12 protein-coding genes are annotated in these 18708 nt (G+C 43.9%); 6 read left to right on the forward strand and 6 right to left on the reverse strand.

Annotated features, from left to right (window positions below; genetic code table 11):
* Positions 1-360 precede the first annotated feature (360 nt).
* Both IQ268_RS12230 and IQ268_RS12235 read right to left on the reverse strand, forming a co-directional pair.
* Entirely contained in the window at positions 361-4686 is a 4326-nt protein-coding gene (locus IQ268_RS12230) for a hypothetical protein (protein ID WP_193878917.1), read from the reverse strand.
* 120 nt (positions 4687-4806) lie between these two features.
* A complete protein-coding gene (locus tag IQ268_RS12235; RefSeq protein WP_193879048.1) occupies positions 4807-6618 on the reverse strand; it encodes a type IV secretion system DNA-binding domain-containing protein in 1812 nt (603 codons plus the stop codon).
* Positions 6619-6899: 281 nt separating this feature from the next.
* On the opposite strand from IQ268_RS12235, the gene IQ268_RS12240 reads away from it, so the two are divergent.
* The 6 genes from IQ268_RS12240 (at position 6900) to IQ268_RS12265 (ending at position 14459) form a co-directional block, all read left to right on the forward strand.
* The gene (locus tag IQ268_RS12240) at positions 6900-8003 is read left to right on the forward strand and encodes a DUF5895 domain-containing protein (protein WP_193878919.1); all 1104 of its coding nucleotides are present in this window, start codon (positions 6900-6902) and stop codon (positions 8001-8003) included.
* A 1026-nt stretch (positions 8004-9029) separates the two neighbouring features.
* A complete protein-coding gene (locus IQ268_RS12245; RefSeq protein ID WP_193878921.1) occupies positions 9030-9752 on the forward strand; it encodes a hypothetical protein in 723 nt (240 codons plus the stop codon).
* A complete protein-coding gene (locus IQ268_RS12250; RefSeq protein WP_193878923.1) occupies positions 9749-10507 on the forward strand; it encodes a class I SAM-dependent methyltransferase in 759 nt (252 codons plus the stop codon). Before IQ268_RS12245 ends, IQ268_RS12250 begins: the two co-directional genes overlap by 4 nt.
* A 445-nt stretch (positions 10508-10952) precedes the next feature.
* Positions 10953-11918 (forward strand): transposase, encoded by a 966-nt coding sequence (locus tag IQ268_RS12255; protein ID WP_370584658.1) that lies wholly within the window; start codon positions 10953-10955, stop codon positions 11916-11918.
* Positions 11919-12001: 83 nt separating this feature from the next.
* Complete coding sequence (locus tag IQ268_RS12260) at positions 12002-12892, forward strand: DMT family transporter (RefSeq protein ID WP_193878925.1); 891 nt, start codon at positions 12002-12004, stop codon at positions 12890-12892.
* Between the two features lie 238 nt (positions 12893-13130).
* Complete coding sequence (locus tag IQ268_RS12265; protein ID WP_193878927.1) at positions 13131-14459, forward strand: aspartate aminotransferase family protein; 1329 nt, start codon at positions 13131-13133, stop codon at positions 14457-14459.
* 280 nt (positions 14460-14739) lie between these two features.
* On the opposite strand, the gene IQ268_RS12270 is transcribed toward IQ268_RS12265, so the two are convergent.
* Genes IQ268_RS12270 through IQ268_RS12285 form a run of 4 tightly spaced genes read right to left on the reverse strand, consistent with a single transcriptional unit; the run spans position 14740 to position 18694 of the window.
* Positions 14740-15357, reverse strand: coding sequence for a hypothetical protein (locus IQ268_RS12270; RefSeq protein ID WP_193878929.1), 618 nt, complete (start codon positions 15355-15357; stop codon positions 14740-14742).
* Positions 15358-15382: 25 nt separating this feature from the next.
* A complete protein-coding gene (locus IQ268_RS12275; RefSeq protein ID WP_193878931.1) occupies positions 15383-15940 on the reverse strand; it encodes a hypothetical protein in 558 nt (185 codons plus the stop codon).
* Positions 15941-15953: 13 nt separating this feature from the next.
* Positions 15954-18365 (reverse strand): M23 family metallopeptidase, encoded by a 2412-nt coding sequence (locus tag IQ268_RS12280; protein WP_228035299.1) that lies wholly within the window; start codon positions 18363-18365, stop codon positions 15954-15956.
* A 23-nt stretch (positions 18366-18388) separates the two neighbouring features.
* Positions 18389-18694, reverse strand: a complete 306-nt coding sequence (locus IQ268_RS12285) for a hypothetical protein (RefSeq protein WP_193878933.1) — start codon at positions 18692-18694, stop codon at positions 18389-18391.
* Between the last annotated feature and the right edge of the window lie 14 nt (positions 18695-18708).

The raw sequence follows: 18708 nt of genomic DNA on the forward strand, positions 1-18708 counted from the left end.
TAAGATAATGCGAGGTGTTTACTCATGACAACGCGATCGCCTCAATTAAACGCTCCTACGCGCGCAATTCCAGTCTTGCATCCAACTGTGCCAATGCCAGAGTTCTCATTCTTCCAAATTGTTAAAGTCAGAACAACCAAGGAAGTTGGAACAGTTGTTGGGATGTGGTGTGTACAAACGGAAGAACAGTCCTATCAATGGCTTTATCGATTAGAAGGATTGACAGAACGTAGTACAACCTGGTGGCAAGAATTGCAGATTCGTAGTTTAGATCGCAGACAGAACCGTTGATGATTGATTCTGCTTGAGAAAGGTAAGAGTAATTAGTTCCAAGGCTATACGTTTCCTGAATATCCTCTCTTACAGACCTACTAGAATCTGCGTTAATTCAGGAGCCGATTCTATAACCCATTGTGCTGAATCAGGTGCTATAGGAATTTCTAAACTACGGGAGACTGCTACAAGCAAAAACTGCAATAGCTTAGATTCTGGAATGCTGTCTAATTGAGTAAAAACTTGGCTAATCATTTGGTGCGAGCCAAATAATAAAGGCGATCGCTCAAATTGAGTTCTCCAGTAATTGACAAAGAAAGGAAGAATTACACGGCGATAAGCAGGCGTCATGGGTGCGGGCTGAGAGTAGACGAAGGGTGCAATTGCAAAGTGAACTCTTATAGCTCTTTGTACCGGTGTATCCTTTTGAAGCGTTGCGATCAAATAGCCAATTGTCTTTAAAACAGCAGCATTCGAGTCTAGGGATTTACTGTAGTTCATAACACCATCATGTGAGGATGCATGAGAATAAGCTTGCTCAATTAGCACAGCGGCTGTTAACCAAAGCTGTCGGTCTGTAACAGTCTCACTAATCTGACGGCAAATAGCTGTTACCTCCACCGCTTTCTGCTCTGCAAGTTCAGCATCTTGTAAAGCAAGAGTACATATATGAAACACTGTTGGTATACAGCCAGTTAAAGCTGCATATTCATCAGCTTTGCCCCACGAACTACTAGATCTACTGCCTAAAATTTCTTCGGGATTTAGGTTAAAAATTTCAAATCCATTAGGCGCTAATCCTGTTTGAATCAGTTGAATACTTGCGGTAAAGAAAGCGCCTGCCTCAATAGCAATATCGAATGTTTCAGCATAATAGCCGTTTAATACCAAGTGAGGGATGGTTTCTAGGCTTAGAACTGATACAATACCAAACTGGTTGAACTCTCTAGCATCATCAATTCCTCTTAGTGCCCAAGTAACAGCTTGCTCATCATTCCCAACCGCAGCAGCAAATGTCGATAACTGGCTTAACACAGCGCACTCACGATCTCTGCGATAGTACTCCAGCAAGGCTGAATTTCTGATTAGAAACATTCCGCGCTGTGGTGCAGCATATCTTTCACCACTCTGTAGCCCAACACTTGGGGGACTACCTGTATGGGCAAGCATAGTAAAGTAACCCGATACATGACCGTATCTGAGAAACATCTCTTTCCAAAAGTCACTGTCTGATCTACAGGATAATAGCTGCTCACCTGCCTCTACCCAAGTTTCAAAAGCATCAAAAATATTAGTTGCTAACCATTTAGCAATTGAAAGCTCACATAGAGCTTGTACTCGCTCAATTTCATCAATGGATTTCGTATTCCGAGCAAGATCAGAAGCTTGCTGAGCAAATTGAACTGCTAGTTGAGTATCTTCCCTACCGACCACGTGACTCATGTTCAAGAGCGACTTCATTCGTGCATATGGATAAGCATTCGTTTCTGCCCCTAATGCTCGGCTCAGCCAGGTCAATGCTTCATTGTTATGATTCAAATTCAGGTACTGCTGACCAATTCTCTGTGTAAGAAGAAAGTTAACACGAGGATCGTCTGATACCTGATTAAGTGCTTGCTGGGCTAATTGAACAGACTCACGAAGATTATGACAAAATTCTCCAACAATAATAATTTGAGCTAGAACAAAACATGCCCATAGTAGCTCTAATTCAAGCTGTCTTATTCTACCTGTCAAGTCTTGATAGATTTGTAGAATGTTTGACCAATTTTGTTCATCTTCTAGCTTTTCAGCTTCATGTTTCCAAACGGTTTCTGAGACCAACAAGCAACCTAGTTCAGCTACCTCATGGGAGAAAGCAAAATCCCGTTGCTCAAAGGTAAGGCATTCGACAGTAGCTACCCAATCTTGAAGTTGTTCAGCATTAGTAATACTTCGACTGTTTGTCCAAATAGTGAACCCTAAGAATGATGAATCAGGAAAAGCTAATCTACTACTGTTAGGTATGTAAGCATGAGGTAGAAAATGAAGAGCAGTTCGGAGATAATGATTAGCTTTTTGCGGGTTGTCTTTACTAAAAACTAGATTGGTAGCCATTACAGCTCCAAGAATCTCTAATGCATTATCTTCACCTGCTTGTTCAACAAGTGTGTCTAACTCTTCAACAAGATAACCAATAGGTTTCCCATATTTGTATCGAGTAGCAATTTGAAACCCACGTATAAGAATGCAAGTCCCTAAATCCATCTGCTCAGGCAATGATGAACTAGACCACAGTGATAACAAGAAGCCTTCATCCGCCAACTGATCTATTGAACTGAGTTTTTGCAGTGCGGAAACAAGGATAAGACCAGCTTTGTTAAAAACTTCTGCACCTAGAAAATGAAGAATTACTCGCAAAGTATCTGATGGAGTGAGCCGACGTTTGGATATAATCAGGTCACCTAATGCCTGATGACAAGACTTTTTTGTTGCGAGCAGTAAACTTCTTTCTCCCAATGGTTTGACAAGTGGAGAAACAAGAAAACGTTCATTAATGTCATGCTGTACCCAAAGACCAATGAGGTTTTGCAGATGCTCTCTTGGGCGTGCTAAGGGTGGTGTAATAGATGCAACTGTTTGAACTTCAAGGGCTGAAAAGTTACCGATGGGTAAACAGAGACGATATAGCAATTCTCGAGAATCTTCATCTTCAGTGGAATCCAATATCCTCTTTATAGTCTGGGGGATTAACGTTGTGTGATATTCACCTCTCAGTAGTTTATCTTCTAAACTCTCAGTGACTTGCCAATCATGCTGCTGTAGATACCGCGCGATCGCAGCAATTATTTGTGGATGTTTTTGAGCTACGTTATTGATGAACTTAGAATATGCATTAATGACAGAGATTGATGCTCCGTATGCCTGTAAAACTCCACCTGCTTCACTATCGCTGAAAGGTGGAGTGCTAGTTGCATAAAGAATCTGCTCGTTCAGACGTTCTCTAAGCCCAAAAGGGAGTAGATAGGGGCTTGTTGAGAAGAGCCTTATTCCATACTTCTTACATGCCCTACTTAGTTGTACTAAACATTCTGACAATTCATCATTACCTGACAACTCTGGTAAATCATCTAAAACTAATATTGCATTATTTTCTAAGCTATTACAAAGACTACAATACCAATCAAATCTACTGTTGTTTTGTTTAAGTGAAGGCTTTATCGCTCTGAAGGCTACATCTAACCTTTGACTAGCTTGTTCAGGAGACAAATCCCTTAATCTTATCCAAGCTGAGCACTTCCCGATAGTCTGAACAACTAAGATAGCTAACTGAGTTTTACCTGAACCACTGATTCCATCTATCGCTATCCAGGTATGACGATTGAAAGCAGATATCAAACTGATTACGCTCTCAGAACGATTGCTTAACTGTTCAACGGCAAGAGGAATTCCTAAATCTGGTAAAGTAGTGTGATCAATTGAAATGTCAATGCCTTGATCTCGAAGCTGACGCTGAATTTGAGCGTTGACTTGGGTAGCAATTTCGTTAGGAAAACGTTGGAGATTCTCTTCTAGCGAATACACTCGTGTTTCAACGAAAGAAACTCTTTCTTCAAGCGAACATAATCTAGAGACTACCCTACTCAGTAGTTCGTGATCACTATCGCTAAGTGTTGGTTGTTGAAGTTGCTCCGTAAGTTCTGGTAGTGTAAGTTGCTTCAAGCCTGATTGAGATAGTCGCTTAAAAGCATAAAGAAAAAGCCGTTGATAAAGTTCCTTTGAGTGATTTTGATCTGTAGCGTGGCAACGTTCTATGAGTAAAGCAGGAATTCTTTCGGTTAAAATTTCAGCAGGTATAGCCTTTGTGCTCCACTCAAAAGCATGAATGAGACTTAGTAGATCAGCATCACTTGAATTTTGAACAAAATCCCTAAATATCAGCCATGTTGTATCAGCTAATTTCTTTGGCTTAGTATCTCTACTAAGAATATTGCGAATCCCTATCAAAGCATCTTCCTGGGAAATCACTTCTAAATTCCCCAATCGAATTTTCTCCCATATATTTATTCCCTTTTGTCGCTTAAGAATAGGTGGAGAAGGACGCTCAATTTTTACTGAAGCTGTTGTTGTAAACAAAAATCGCAGATTTCCGCAAGAATTACTCTGACGGTGCTCAACAAAGTTGGCAATTGCACTAACAGAACTCCACAAAGAAATAGAACTAGTATAATTTTTTACTTGTTCTAATAAGCGTTGTTCGTCTCCGGTTGGCAAACAACGCGATATAAAGTCAATATCTTCACCACATTCAAGCTCTAAGCGTTCGTCTGTCTGTAAATTTAGCCAACGTAAAATAGTTAAGTCAACTTGGTAAACGTACCCCCGAATCGTATTAGAGGCATCGTTGTCACGAGATGATATAAACGAAGTCATGCAGAGTTTACGCGCCTTACAGCATGAATTAGGTAGTACAGGTGAATCTAATTATAGTACCTAGCTCTCTGGATAATAAGTCCACAGACGGATTTGGCAATAATAGCAGTGTTCTCGAACCTAAAACTCCGGTGCTGTAAAAGTTCGTTTAGGGAAATGATCGAGTGCATCAGTTTCAACACCACTTTTTGATGACGATGCTGATGCTTCTCCTTCATCGGGAAGTGGCAGCATACGCTCTGCTTCTTCAATCCGTTCATATAAAGCTTGGGTTAATGCATCTACGTTTGGCAGAATCACTTGACTTTCCAAAGCGGCTCTCACTTGTGATTCCCATAAACTCTCACTCTCCTTTGCTCGTTTCTCATCCGCCTTAGAAACAGGAATAATCAGCGGATAGGGAATGGATGCCTGTCCGCCTGAACTGTAGCCTGGGCTGGTGATCACGCATTTGCCTTGAGGAAATTTGAGAATCTCATCGGCGCTGATCACCGGCATTTTTTGCAGATTTTCACTCCAGCTAATGGAGCGGCTCATTTGTCCACCGAGCGATCGCCCGGTCGTTCGATTTTTGATCAGCACTTCTTTTTCACCGTACCGTTTTGAGTAGTCCTCAGCCGTTTTATGATTGCCGGGATTGAACAGGACATGGGTGCTACAGGCAGAGGCGATCGCGGCACCCATTTTGTCTCCATAAATGTCATAGAGTTGATCCAAACTTTGAATGCCCAGGATGAAGCAGGCTCCATTGGAACGGTATTCGTTAATCCATTGGGGCAGGCGATCGAGCTTGATCGAGGGCAACTCGTCTAGAGAGATAATCAGCGGGTCTTTGCGGGGTGTGCTGAGATTGCCCACAATCATTAGGTGAATCGCAGCAGCCAGTAGCGGACCTACCACACTGCGACGCTCATCATCCAGCTTGAATACTACAAGCTCTCGTCCTTCCAAGCGAGTTGGAATCGTGGATTTGCCAATAAAAGCGCGGAGCAGGTCTGCTTGAATGAACGATGAGAAGGTGCCTGCGGCAGTCGTTAGGATACCAGAGATTGTTTTTTCAGCATCCTTCGCACTGAGAAATTGCACAAAAGAGGTAGCGACCCACTCATCCAACTGTTTGGATTGCACCGCATAATCAATTCGATGCACCAAGTTAGGCAGGCGCAACACGGCGTAGAGCATTGCCATATCGGGATAGCGGGAACCTTTGACCAGTTGTAACAACGCCTTTGCCAGCGAATCTCCTGCCTTGGTGAAGAACTCATCGCTCCGCCCGCCATCCCCCTCTCTGGCGTTACGATTGATGACTTTACCAATCTCCCCTGCCATCACGCCATCTCGCGCATCCCGCATATAATCCAATGGGTTAATCACGCCACTGAAAGCTTCTCCTGGTGCAAAGACTCTGACCTGATACCCATAACGCGCTGCCAGGGGTGCATGGAGGCGCATCTGATCACCCTTTTTGTCGTAGAGCAGAATGGGAAAGCCCTGTTGCATAGCACTTTCCAGCATTCGATCGATTGTGGAATAAGTTTTTCCAGAACCAGGAGCGCCAATGACCAATGTACCTCGTTCAGAACTGGGAAACCAAACCGTTGGGGATGCTCCCAATGTGGTTTGTATTGTTGTTATCACCCCGCGCCATGCTCCTTTTGCCCAATAACGAGGTGTGCCAGACCAGAGCGTTACTTTGTTGTGTTTGCGTTCCCGAATCTGTTTAAGTGACAGGCTGGTTGCAGCGAGTTTCTCCGCTGTGCCACACAGTTTGCCCGTAGTAATTTTGCCCTTACTCGATCCACTGATGCGGAGCAGCAATAATACGACCACCAACCCACCCAGCATCATCCAGCCCTGGGGATTGTTGTATTGCTGAAACATTTTGCCAAAGTCGATCGCTGCCAGTGGTTGGGAATAGGACGGCACCTGCATCAAAGCAGTAGATGTAGGGCTTTTACTGCCAGAAAAGGAGTTCCAATGGGTCGGCAAGGGGAGAGGCATAGCAAAAGGCTTAGATTCTGGCATAAATTCTAACGATTGCAGGTCGGTGAGCGGATCAGCTACCTGGACATTTTTTTAGGGATGAGGCGATGCGATAGCTTGCGCTGACTTGTCAGTTCGCGATCTCCAAAGGCTCAATACCCAAATTCTGTTTCAGATAGCGTCTCAGGCTAACGCCTCCGCATTGGGATAATTCATTTGGCTGCACTGCAATGGTTAAACCAACGAACTCTAGAAATAGCTCTACCAGCACTGCCAGAACGGGTGCTAAGACGGCTACTCCCAAATCACCAAAATCAACTGCGGCAACCAACTCTCGTGCGGCTCGAACCGACAGGACGGAGCCAGAAGACTTTGAGGTTGACACAGATCTACTCAGCGATGGCTACAATCAGGTGCGCCGACCGCAGTTGCCCTACGGCATTGTGGTTAATGACAAGCCAGCCGGGATTCTGATTCCGAACGATCAGTTGGAAAAGGCGGACTGGCTTGCCATGCCGGATGAAGATGACCTCACGACGGTTACTTTCACTGAAGATGTGACGGGTCTTTTGATTACGGAAGCCCGGTTGCTCGTGCTGGCATTTGTGCCCGAATACATTCGCTACAAGTCGGATGTGGAAGACCTGGGCGGCACTGTGGTCGGACTCTACGATGAGTACCGCAATAGCCTGGACAAGAAATCGATGGATGTTTGCTCAGAACATGCGCTGTTGTTTCTGGATGAGTATAATCAACCCCTGCATACGATGCCGATCGTAGTGCGGTTCAAAAATGTCGCGCTCTGGAGCTTTAAGTCAGCCCGTGAGGAGTTCTACCGTGCCCTGGAAAAAACATTTGCTGACTACTTCAATGTGCCTTTCAGCGGCAAGAACGATCGATGGCGGAGTTTGGGAGTGTTGGAGGTGGAGTTTAAAGCCGTCAAGGAAGGGGAGGGCAAGAACAAACACGACTGCTGTAAGACGGTGGCATATACCAAACCGACGATCGAAACCTTGCCTCTCCTCTATTTGGGCACTCCTACGGCAAAGGCGCTAATCTGGCAGCAGCATGATGCGATCGCAGGATTCACAGAACCTCAATCTCTGCCTGCCTTGCCAGGTGAGGTAGAAGCGGTTGAAGTAGAAGTATTGCCGCCTCAGAAGAATGGTGCAACTACCAAAACCTTGAATACCAAACCTTCTACTAAATCTCCTCGAAAGATCAAACCGATTGAAGAGGATGAAGATTTTCTGGATGATCTGGAGGAATCGGATGCGGAGCTAGACGATGAGGACTTTGATTTCGATGATGATGAACTGGATGACGACGAGTAATTCACTTTATCCCTGGGACTTATTCTGAATGAATTTCTGCTGTAGCTGAATTGGCTATGGCAGCTTTTTTGCTTAATACTGAAGATTATTGGTAAATTTGATTTCAAAAATGAGGCATTTGTATTAATAATGCGTAGGACTCTATAGAACCCATTTGACATTTTTTCCTATAACCGTAAGCTTATTTCTATATGGGTTTGACATTTTTTGCTGTCGTTGCTCTTTGATTTACCGTTTTGTAGCTAATTGAGTCCTGTGAGACGGATTGGCTGTCCGCCTTATCTTTCTAGAAAAGATACCAAATGGGTTTTATAGCGGTTTTGGGGACGTAGGGTTCAGAAAGCGGTCAGGGTACTCTAGCAGAAAGAATTTCAGAGTTTTGACCACCTCTGACACTCAAAGCAAGTAATGGTGAACATTTCAAACATTTATCGCCAAGTGACTGCCTGAAACCTCTACAGCCCTCCATTGTCACTCTAGGCAGAGGAAAATTAAACAAAAGCAACGGAACCCTTATGGAAGAAGTCAATTCGCGGTCACCCCTTATCCCTAATCGCTTTGTTCAATTGAGATGCTGCGTGACAGCGAATACACCTGCTAGATAAGCTTTTCAACGTTTTAATGTAAATTTTATTTTCCGAGAGTGACAAAGGAGGGATAGAGCCATTTTCATGGAGTTGATTTTACGAAAAACCTACGTGTTTTGATGAAGATATACGTATGCCTTCAATTAATTCTCTCATAAATAGGTATATACGTAGCATGGCTGTTGCCAGATGGCTTATGAAATTGGTAGCAAAGGGAAGCTGGATGCTGTGCCCCCCGCCAAGGGTGAAACCCCTGCCCCCGTCTTAATCCAAATAGCTACAGCTATAAATATAGAGAATTAATAAGCAAATTTGTATTTTCGTAGCACAATATACAACAAACCAACAAGAATCAATGTCAAAAAGAGGGAATAGTACTTATCGGCTTCTTCAACGGCAATCAACTGCTTTCCTCGTAGCAGCAACACTGGCTAGTGTCTTGCTCATCACTGCTGGTTTGTCATTAAAATCTTCCCAGGGTTTTCTTTCTGAACTTTTTGTTGCTATAGGTGGAGGTGCGCTGGGTACCTGCTTCGGTATTACTTTTGGCAGTGTCTCTGATGCAAGCATTCTTCAACGAATTAGAGAAATGCTTGAATTTTCACTCGAAAAAACACTCTCTGCCCCCGAGCAGAATCTCGATGAGTACCGTAAGGTTTGGCATCATTACCTAATGACAAAAATAAACAATAAGTTTGTTTGGCGATATCGCCAATTCGACTTTGCACGATTGTCCGTCCCAGGCAAGATTGTAGCTACCTTAGCGGTTCCTGACTCGCAAGGCAAAACGCACACTTATAACATTGAAGGATTTTTGATAGGAACAAGGCTTATTTTTGTTCAACTCCCTGCTGGAGGATATGAACCGCCAGTAATTCATTTATATCCTCAAGCTGGTGAATATTTCCGATCTATTCACGTTGGCTTAGCAACTCTTCAATCGTGGGATGGGGATCATCTCACCATTCCCGTTGTAATGTGTAAAGATCCTTTGGTATTTCCTGGGCATTCGGGGCAATACCCACGGGAGGGAACACTTCCTGACAGCATAGCTATCGAGCTTGATAAACTTTGGCTGCGAGAGGCCAAGAACGCTGGTTTGATACCAATTACAGGAACTGGGTTACAGAGTAGTACCCCTATCCCAAGGAGTAAACCATGACTTGGCAGGACGAAATGTTTATTGACTTAGCCGATTGTTTTCTGGAAATACTAAAGTCGAAGAAACTACCAAGCGATATCAAATATTTCTTACAAAGCTTGAGTCCTTCTACAAATAATCGGCTAGCAATTTTAGACTTAGGGTGTGGTTCAGGTCGGCTGTTTCCTATCCTGTCGGAAATTTCTACATTAGTTGTTGGGATAGATTTCTCACCAAAACTCATTGAGGAAGCCAATGGTATTGCTCGAACTCTTCCAAATGTATTAACTGTTTGCCACGACATGAGACAAATCCGAAACCTCTTTCCATCTGGAACTTTCAATATGATAGTCAGGGCATACACATCACTTGGTTATTTTGAACCAAGTGTAGAGGCAGCAATCCTATCACAATGTGCTGAGTTAGTAGAACCCGGCGGCAAACTTATTATAGACACATTTAATGCAAATAAATTCAAGATTTCTGGTTCGTTTGAAAGAGAGACAAATATAGGTAATTTTTCATTGGTCGAACAATATAAATGGGATTCAACCCTAAACTTAATTTCCTGTTTATGGAAGTACGTTTTTGAAGAGAATAGGATCTACGAAATTCCATTTCATCTTGATGGCTATGATGTTGAGCGTATTGACGCCCTTCTAGCTGAAACTGGATGGTGTCGTGAAAAATTATTTCAAGATTTCAGCACCACTTCTCCACTAGATCCTTCAATAAATAGTGAACGCATTGTAGTTGTTGCCAAACGAAAAAAATGAGGAGAAAATAGCCCTTTTGCTAGTACATAAGACAATCCAATTAGGTAAAAATAGATTGTCCTAAAAAGCCTACTATACCTAGACAGAATTTTGCATTTATTTAGATTTATCCACCTACTAACTATTTAGCCTTCTTTTAAAAGAGTAAATTTTGAAAGGAAGACTCAGGATAAAAGATTAATTTTTATTTTGCTATGATGCTCAATTAATTAGATGTGGAATTTAAAGTCTCAGGCTCAACAAGGTACTTCAAATTTGAATTGGTGATTTCATATAATGCTGTTCTCAAACAGTACTCCTAAAACAGATTAAGGTATATGTACTATTAATTGTATAGAAAGATTTGTAGTTAAGCCAGATCAGAAGTGTTGAAAGAAAGCTTAAGGTAGAAAAAATGGGGGCAGAAAACAGTATTCTGTCCCCAAGAATAGAAAAATGATGTCTGATGCTACCGTCCTTTCCTAACATTGTCAAATCCTTGCTCAAGCGACTTTCAGCAATTGACTACCCAGTTTTGAACTCGCGCCTATTCTTTGAAATCTGGCTGACCTTCGTACTTGACGCAAGCTTAATGAGCATGAGAGACCTGTTTTATCGGCTGAATCATGCCGGAATTGGAGTCGATATTTCGACCTTTTCTAAAGCGTGTAAAACTCGGCAAGGAGAAACTTTTTGCCGCATTTATGTGGAGTTGGTTGATCGATTAAAGCGACAGCATCCTGCCACTGCCCAGATGCTGGTTCCAATTGATTCAACTGTGATTAGCTTGACAAGCAAGTTGTTTTGGCAAGAGGAATATCATCAAGTTAAATTGCTCAATGGCATCAATTTAGAGCAGGGCAACCCAACCGACTGTTTGATTCATTTTGGACAGGGACATGATGCTCGATTTGCCGAAATGGTGAATAGTATGATTCCTGAAAACGGTGTTGGGATCATGGATAGAGGCTTTGCAGGTTGGGACTTTTTGGATGAACTCAGCAGCACTCGAACACGCTTTGTGGTGCGAATCAAAAATAACATGAAAACCGATCTCGACCACCAACGCTATCGCGTCGTTTGGTTTTGTGATTTGGAGAGTCGGAGTGAATTTCGACTTGCCACAAATTTAGACCAAATGACGAATGAAGAGGTGGGTGAAATCTATCGCAATCGATGGCAAATCGAGATTCTATGGAAGTTTTTGAAAATGCATCTCAAACTCGACCGTTTGATTAGCAAAAATGTCAACGGAGTGACGATGCAAATCTACATGGTATTGATTGGGTATTTGATTTTGGAGTTGATGGAAATTCCTGCCTTTTATGGGCATCGATTATTAGATAAGTTCCGCTATTTGCAATTGGAATTGAGCCAGCGTTGTTCCATCGTGCATTGGAGCTATGATTTACTGCCAGATACACTTGTCTGAAACAATATGAAGTTTTGTGGCTAGATTCAACACTTCTGAAGCCAGATTAGCAAGGTAGCTTAACTTGGAGATGAATTACTTTGATGAAAACTTCACAAATAAACTCAATACAAACTGTTCTCGCACTAGGAATATCTCTCATTCTTTGGGCTTCTGGTTTTGCGGGTGTTCGCGCTAGTCTGACAAGTTATAGTCCGGAACACCTTGTTCTTCTACGCTTCTTAGTTGCTTCAAGTGTACTAGTAGTTTATGCATTGCTTACTCAGATGAGGTTACCAAGGATAAAGGATGTTCCCATCATGCTATTGCTTGGTTTTTTTGGTGTTGCGCTTTATCATCTTTGCCTTTCCTATGGTCAAAGAACTATTACTGCTAGTGCAGCAAGTTTGCTCAACGCCTCTAGTCCCATTTTCACGGTTCTTTTTGCTACAGTCTTTCTCGAAGAACGCCTTGCAGCTAAGGGTTGGATCGGCATTATTACTAGTTTTATAGGAGCGATCTTAATTTCGCTAAGTGAGTCAGATAGCATTTATTTCAATACGAATGCGTTGTTGATTATAATCGCTGCTATTTCCCAAGGAATATATTTTACCCTTCAAAAGTTTTATCTTAAGAAATATAATGCATTTGAGCTTGCAACTTACACTATTTGGGGTGGTACAGTGCTACTAATGTTTTCCTTGTCAAGTTTAGTAGAAACAATATATTCAGCGCCTTTACAAGCAACTTTAACAATTGCCTATCTAGGAGTCTTTCCGGCAGCTATTGCATACATGAGCTGGAATTATGTCATTTCTAAAATGCCTGTATCGCAAGCAGCAAGCTTCCTTTATTTAGTCCCAATCTTGGCAAGCTTAATAGCTTGGATCTGGTTAAAAGAGATTCCTAATCTATTGTCAGTTCTTGGCGGAGTTTTAGTACTGTCTGGGGTTTTACTAGTAAATAATGTTAATAGTAAGAATTTAAACAGTTGAGGTTTTAGTGATTTTTATAAATAAGTATAAAATTTATTTGCTTAAATTTTCAATAGGTCAGAAAGTTTAACCAAAATAATAAGAATGTCTCTAGTTGAACTTGTACCTTTTGAAGAACATTTAAAGTTTGATATACTTAATCTAGCCCATGAGAATTTTGCATCATAAAGACACTTCGTAATAGGAACTGTCTCATTGATTATCTTTTTAGACTTAATTTGATGAGGTTAAAGTAAAAATGGATGAAATTAGAGCCGATTTGTATTCTGATGATTTAGCTCATGTTTGGCATCCGTTTCAGCAAGCTACAACCTACCGTCAGCGGCAATTAATCGCTGTTAATGGTGAGGGACCTTATGTAATTGATCATCAAGGACGACGCTATCTAGACGCAATATCAGGCTTGTGGAATTTGAACTTGGGATATTCTGAACAACGAGTAATTAAAGCAATTACCCAGCAGCTTGAGGCAATGCCTTTCACTTCCTTAATTGTTTTTTCCCACGAACCATCTATCCGTCTTGCCAAAGCACTTGCTGAACGTTCACCAGGTGACCTCAATACAGTATTTTTCACAAGCGGTGGCTCCGAAGGAATTGAAACCGCCCTTAAACTAAGTCGACACATCGCATACCTTCAGGGCGAACCACTACGGCATAATATTCTTGCACTTAGAGGAGCCTATCACGGAATGTCATACGGAGCACTTTCTGTAACGGGAGTGCCAGATGATAGATGGCAGTTTGGGGCTCTTTTACCTGGGGTGCATCATATTCGATCTCCGCAGGGACTACCAAATAGTGAAAACTCTACAAATCAATGTATTGCTGACTTAATTCGCACTCTCGAATTTCTAAATCCCAAAACAGTGTGTGCCTTAATAATAGAACCAGTTATGGGGGCTGGTGGGATGGTTCCTCCACCTCCAGGATATCTCTCAAAAATTCAAGAAATTTGTAATAGAAATGGAATAATTCTAATCTTCGACGAGGTTACTGCTGGTATGGGTCGAACAGGTTGCTTGTTTGCTGCTGACTTATACGAGGTTTTACCAGACATCATTGTATTAGCTAAAGGCTTATCTGCTGGATATTATCCATTAGGAGCAGTACTTGTTAAACAGGAGTTTTTTGAGCTATGTGAGAAGAACTCTGATAATGTTTTTATGCATGGTTTTACTTACGGTGGTTCCCCAGCAGCTTGTGCTGCTGGTCTTGCTTATTTAGAAGTAGTTGAGTCTGATAAACTGCTAAATAAAGTACGAGCAGATGGAAGATATTTATTACATCAAATGCAACAAGCACTTGCCAAATATAACTTTATTAAAGATATTCGAGGTGTTGGACTTATGATTGCAGTAGCTCTTGAAGATCCTAAACATCCAAATCAGCCACTGCCTCGTTCTATTGGTAATAAAGTTCAGCAGGTTGCTAGAGAAAATGGGCTTATTATACGCTCAACTTATGGTGGATCAACTTTTAACTTTGCACCTCCATTTATCTGTACTCAAGATGAGTTAGATAAAATTGCACAAATATTTTCTCATGCTTTAGGAGAAGTAGTTTGAAACCGCAAATTCGTTTGGACGAGCGTCAAAATTTTCTTATAAAACGGTTACAGTACGACACGCAATATGTTCTAGATTCTACAGAAGCTTCTTCCAAAGTTCTTCTCAATTAATAGAGTCGCTGCGCTTATAAAACTAATAGTAGTGAATAATAAGGTAAATAAAAAGCTCAGTTTTAGTAATCATAAGTTTGTTTTTTCGGCATTGTTGCATGTTCTGATCTTTAAGATGATAGATATAAGGATGCAGTTGCTGAATTAGAATTTTCTCTGTTATATTCCTAGTAGCTCTTGATTAGGCGATGGGCTAATATTTGACTATTGATAAGCTGATAGCGATCGCCATTAAAGCAATAATTCAACTGTCGTAAGCGATCGCCCTCCATCTGTAACACCTCTAAACAGGGTAGAGCCTGACCCCGGTTTTCTCCTACTTGAAATAGCGGTTTGTTCGCTGGAAGGTTTGGGTTTAGATAGTTCTGGAACACTTCTACTGCGGGTTGATTCTCTCTTAACCAGTAGCCAGCGTAAAGACAGCCTAATGCCCCACACAACTTGGGAGTGTTGAAATTAAATAGCGTCAGTTTGCTGTCTTTTCCGTCTACAGTCCAGGCAAGCAGGTTTTCTTTGGCTTGTGCTATGTCCAGATCAGTATTTGCTTGAATCACCTGTTCTAAAACAGGTTCAGAGACTATTGCTGTCGCTTTTTGCCAGGGAACCGTTGCTGCACTGGAACTGCAACTTGCCACGCCAATAAGTACTGATAACAGCAGAAAAAGGCTAAAACCGACGCGAAACCAGTATCCTAACTGCCATAACCAGTGAGGTGGTGCAGGGATGGTGGATGGGCTCAGTTCCTGCTGCTGAGTTGAAGCCAGTTTTGAAGCTGAATCTGTCATAGCGGGTTTCCTTTTCAACTTGCACTCACTGCTGAACCTGAACATTCGCGGGAACCGTAATGCCTAACTGCCGGAGTGCCCAGACTTCCTCTGCAAACCAGGTAGGATTCTGGGTGGAGGCTGCGCCCTGCCTGACCTGTTGTTGGAAGCGATCTTTACCAAGCCGTTGAATCTCTCGCCGGAATCGTGCCAATGTCAATTGTTGAGCGACGGACTGGGGAACAACACTAGCAAAGGGAATGCGATCGCCCATTGGGTTAAAAAACACTTCCTCGCAGCGTCCATTCGTGACTGCGATGATCAAATTAGTTGGCGCTTGGCTGTTTTCGGTATAGGTTGCTAGTAAGTAATAGTCCTTGCCTTGTAATCGACTAGAGCCGATCAGTTCACTCCGAACAATGGGTTGCCGGGTTTGTTGGGGAATACAACGACTGACGGTTTCTGGGATTCCAGGGGTTTGAGCATCAAGCGGAAGATACCCTAACCCGATAGTGAGTAGCATACCCACCGCTAAAGGTAGCCAGAAGGTTGCAGTCAAACGTCTGCCAATGGATCTCAGTGAAAATCGCTGCTGGGGTTGCATGGTTGATTCCTCCTTAGAATTGAACCCGCTGTCTGGGATTGATGGAAGAGCCGCTGCGCCAGTTGCCGGGGGTAGCACCTTCAATCACTTCAAAGTGGAGGTGGGGTCCAGTGCCCAAGCCGCTTTGTCCACTACGGGCGATCGCCTGCCCCTGCCGAACAGCCGTGCCAGTGCTCACGTCCATTGAATCCAGGTGAGCATAGAGCGTCATCCTGCCATTGGCATGTTCCACAATCATGGTTTTGCCATAGCCCGAAAGCCAACCTGCGTAAAGAACCTTGCCACCATCAGCCGCTCGAACCGGTGTCCCGATTGGTGCGCCAATATCAATGCCAGCGTGATTGGAGCTACAACTGGCACAAGGACTGGAGCGAGAACCAAACTCACTGGTTACTGGAAAGCCTGGAGCAGGGTTGGTTAGCCTTCCAGTAGCTCGTCCGGGTGTCCCACTGTTCGAGGCTGTATCATTGCTTTTTGTTCCAGAGGCATTAGCAGTTGTCCGGGTCGCACTGGGAGCACAGGTGAGTGTGCCATTGCCACCGTTGCGATAGCGAGTCACAGCAGTGCGACCGTAATCTCGTAGACTCAGACGACCTAATGCATCGGAGCTTCCCCCATCCACACGGCTGTAATCGCCACCGAAATGTTTTTGGGCAACCCGTTCTAAGAGGCGATCGCCCGTAAAGGGTTGTCCTGTCGTTGGATCAATCTGTCCTCGCGTCACCTGAATTTTATTGGCAAGGTCTGCCATAAAGGCACGATCCTGATCAGCAGGTGGAAAGAATTGAAACAGTTCTGCTTCAGTGGGTTGGTAGCCCTGTCCAATGCGATTTAAGAATCCCTGCCCGCCTGGCTTTGCAGCAATTAACTGGACTGCATAGGGGTTGTAACTCATGAACTGGTAGCGACCTAACCCCCGTCCACAATTGCTTCCGCCATCCGCACATGTATGAACTCCGACTGCCTGGTAACCGCCACTTCCAGCACTTTCGATGCTGGCGATCGATTCTGCCAGTGCGTTTAGATCAATGCCTTGCATGGACTGTGCTGATACAGGCTGACTACTGCCGTCTAAAGAACAGGGGTTGCCCTCATTTTGATTCCCAGCCCCAGTTTGGCTACTTCCGGACTCTTGGCTAGCCCCAGTGGGTTGAGAGGCAGCGGCAGCTCGTTGATCGCTCAAATCTCCGACAAACATCAAAGCATTAACTTTGTAGGTAAAGAACGGCACCGGACCAATGAAATAGGGTGTACAGCCCAGCGCGTTAGCACAGAAACGGAAGAATAGGGCAGTGTCTACGGTATCCGTGGGTTCATCCGGCTCCATCACCACGACTTTGAAAGCAGAACCGAAGGGCAAGCGTCCTGTAGGTTCTCGACCACCATTCACCGATCGCAAAACGCCCCAACCACCCTGGACTTCCTGATATTTTCCTGAGATCCATTGCTTTCCTTCCAGCCTGCCACGCGCACTACGTCCAGCGTTCTCCAGATCATCCAGTTCAACATAGGCGCAATCGGTTTCAGCACAGGGCACAGAAAAGCCCTGAACATCAGAGCCAGAAATGGTGTTGTTGCGTTGTGCCTCTGCTGGACCATATACCTGATCGATCCGCATGACTAGACTACCCAGTTCAGCAATTGGGTTGGGCATTGACCCTAATGGCACCTGACCCAACCCTGGAATACCTTTCACAAAGCTGTTCATCCAGCCCTCAAATTGTTGGAGCTGAACGGCTTCCAGGTTGGGAATGGAGCTGACAGGAAAGCGAGAAAGATCAATCTCCTTTAAGCGTAGCTGTCCAATCTGGGGATTCTGTGCCAGCACTCCAGCCAGGGTTTGATCAGAGACATTAATGCCTACGGCTTTGGCAGCGAGAAGAGCCGCGACAGGGGCGATCGCCCGGACATTAGTTTGTGCTAGCCCCGGTACCACTTTTGTTAAATGGCTCAGGGTTTGATCGGCTGCCAGCGTAAACGCACTCAGAGCCACTTGATTGAGATCGAGGTTGGTGAGGTGGGCGATCGCCCCTGGCGAAAAGACTTCTGCCTGAAATGCCTGCGAGATATCCCCCAGCTTCAAATACTGATCGGGAGTCATGCCAGCACTCCAACGACGGCTCAGGTCGTACCCTAACGCTTGGCTGTAGGACTTGTCATCGATCGAGCCAGAGCGACTAATACCCGGCATCTGCGATAAAGAGATCCGGTTCCAGTCGGGCAACAAAACTTGCGTTGCAGGCAATCCAGATTGACTCCCTGCAATTTCTAGAATTCGCGTGGGTAGGCTGCCGTCGTTGATCGTGCGAGCAGACGCAGGTGCAACAAACCCACAAAGGCTGATGACAATCAAGCACAGCGAAATGATCCATGCCAGAACACGCTGCCTTTTGAAGCCGTCTGGCATTCTCAGTGGGGTATTCATGACAGTAGAAAGGGTTGAGGGAATTAAAGCTCCAGTTCGGGTGCAGAAAAGGTACGCTCTGTTTTCGACTGGTAAGCAGAACCCTTGCCATAGCCTTTTAAGTGAGGGTTGGGGTTGGCGGCTGATTCTGAGTAAGGCGTATCGCCAAAATTTTGTTCAAAGATGTTTTCCTGATAGCCATCACTGAAGTGATCGGTTTGCCAGGGATTGGTGCCTGCCCCAGTGATCGATTGTTCGCCACTAGCGACAGAGGTTTGATAACCACCCGTTTGGTAACCGCTACTACTGTCAGGATTGGCATTGAAATCGGGGGTTGATTCAGTGTTCATCGCGCAAGCATCCA

Origin of the sequence: Oculatella sp. LEGE 06141 (assembly GCF_015207605.1) — a bacterium.
Classification (GTDB): domain Bacteria; phylum Cyanobacteriota; class Cyanobacteriia; order Elainellales; family Elainellaceae; genus Oculatella.

What these genes read in the sequence shown, in the direction of transcription:
- IQ268_RS12235 (WP_193879048.1), bottom strand. Translation starts at nt 6,618, where the DNA reads ATGCAGGTGCCGTCCTATTCCCAACCACTGGCAGCGATCGACTTTGGC.
- IQ268_RS12280 (WP_228035299.1), bottom strand. Translation starts at nt 18,365, where the DNA reads ATGAATACCCCACTGAGAATGCCAGACGGCTTCAAAAGGCAGCGTGTT.
- IQ268_RS12230 (WP_193878917.1), bottom strand. Translation starts at nt 4,686, where the DNA reads ATGACTTCGTTTATATCATCTCGTGACAACGATGCCTCTAATACGATT.
- IQ268_RS12270 (WP_193878929.1), bottom strand. Translation starts at nt 15,357, where the DNA reads ATGACAGATTCAGCTTCAAAACTGGCTTCAACTCAGCAGCAGGAACTG.
- IQ268_RS12260 (WP_193878925.1), top strand. Translation starts at nt 12,002, where the DNA reads ATGAAAACTTCACAAATAAACTCAATACAAACTGTTCTCGCACTAGGA.
- IQ268_RS12255 (WP_370584658.1), top strand. Translation starts at nt 10,953, where the DNA reads ATGCTACCGTCCTTTCCTAACATTGTCAAATCCTTGCTCAAGCGACTT.
- IQ268_RS12250 (WP_193878923.1), top strand. Translation starts at nt 9,749, where the DNA reads ATGACTTGGCAGGACGAAATGTTTATTGACTTAGCCGATTGTTTTCTG.
- IQ268_RS12285 (WP_193878933.1), bottom strand. Translation starts at nt 18,694, where the DNA reads ATGAACACTGAATCAACCCCCGATTTCAATGCCAATCCTGACAGTAGT.
- IQ268_RS12240 (WP_193878919.1), top strand. Translation starts at nt 6,900, where the DNA reads ATGGTTAAACCAACGAACTCTAGAAATAGCTCTACCAGCACTGCCAGA.
- IQ268_RS12275 (WP_193878931.1), bottom strand. Translation starts at nt 15,940, where the DNA reads ATGCAACCCCAGCAGCGATTTTCACTGAGATCCATTGGCAGACGTTTG.
- IQ268_RS12265 (WP_193878927.1), top strand. Translation starts at nt 13,131, where the DNA reads ATGGATGAAATTAGAGCCGATTTGTATTCTGATGATTTAGCTCATGTT.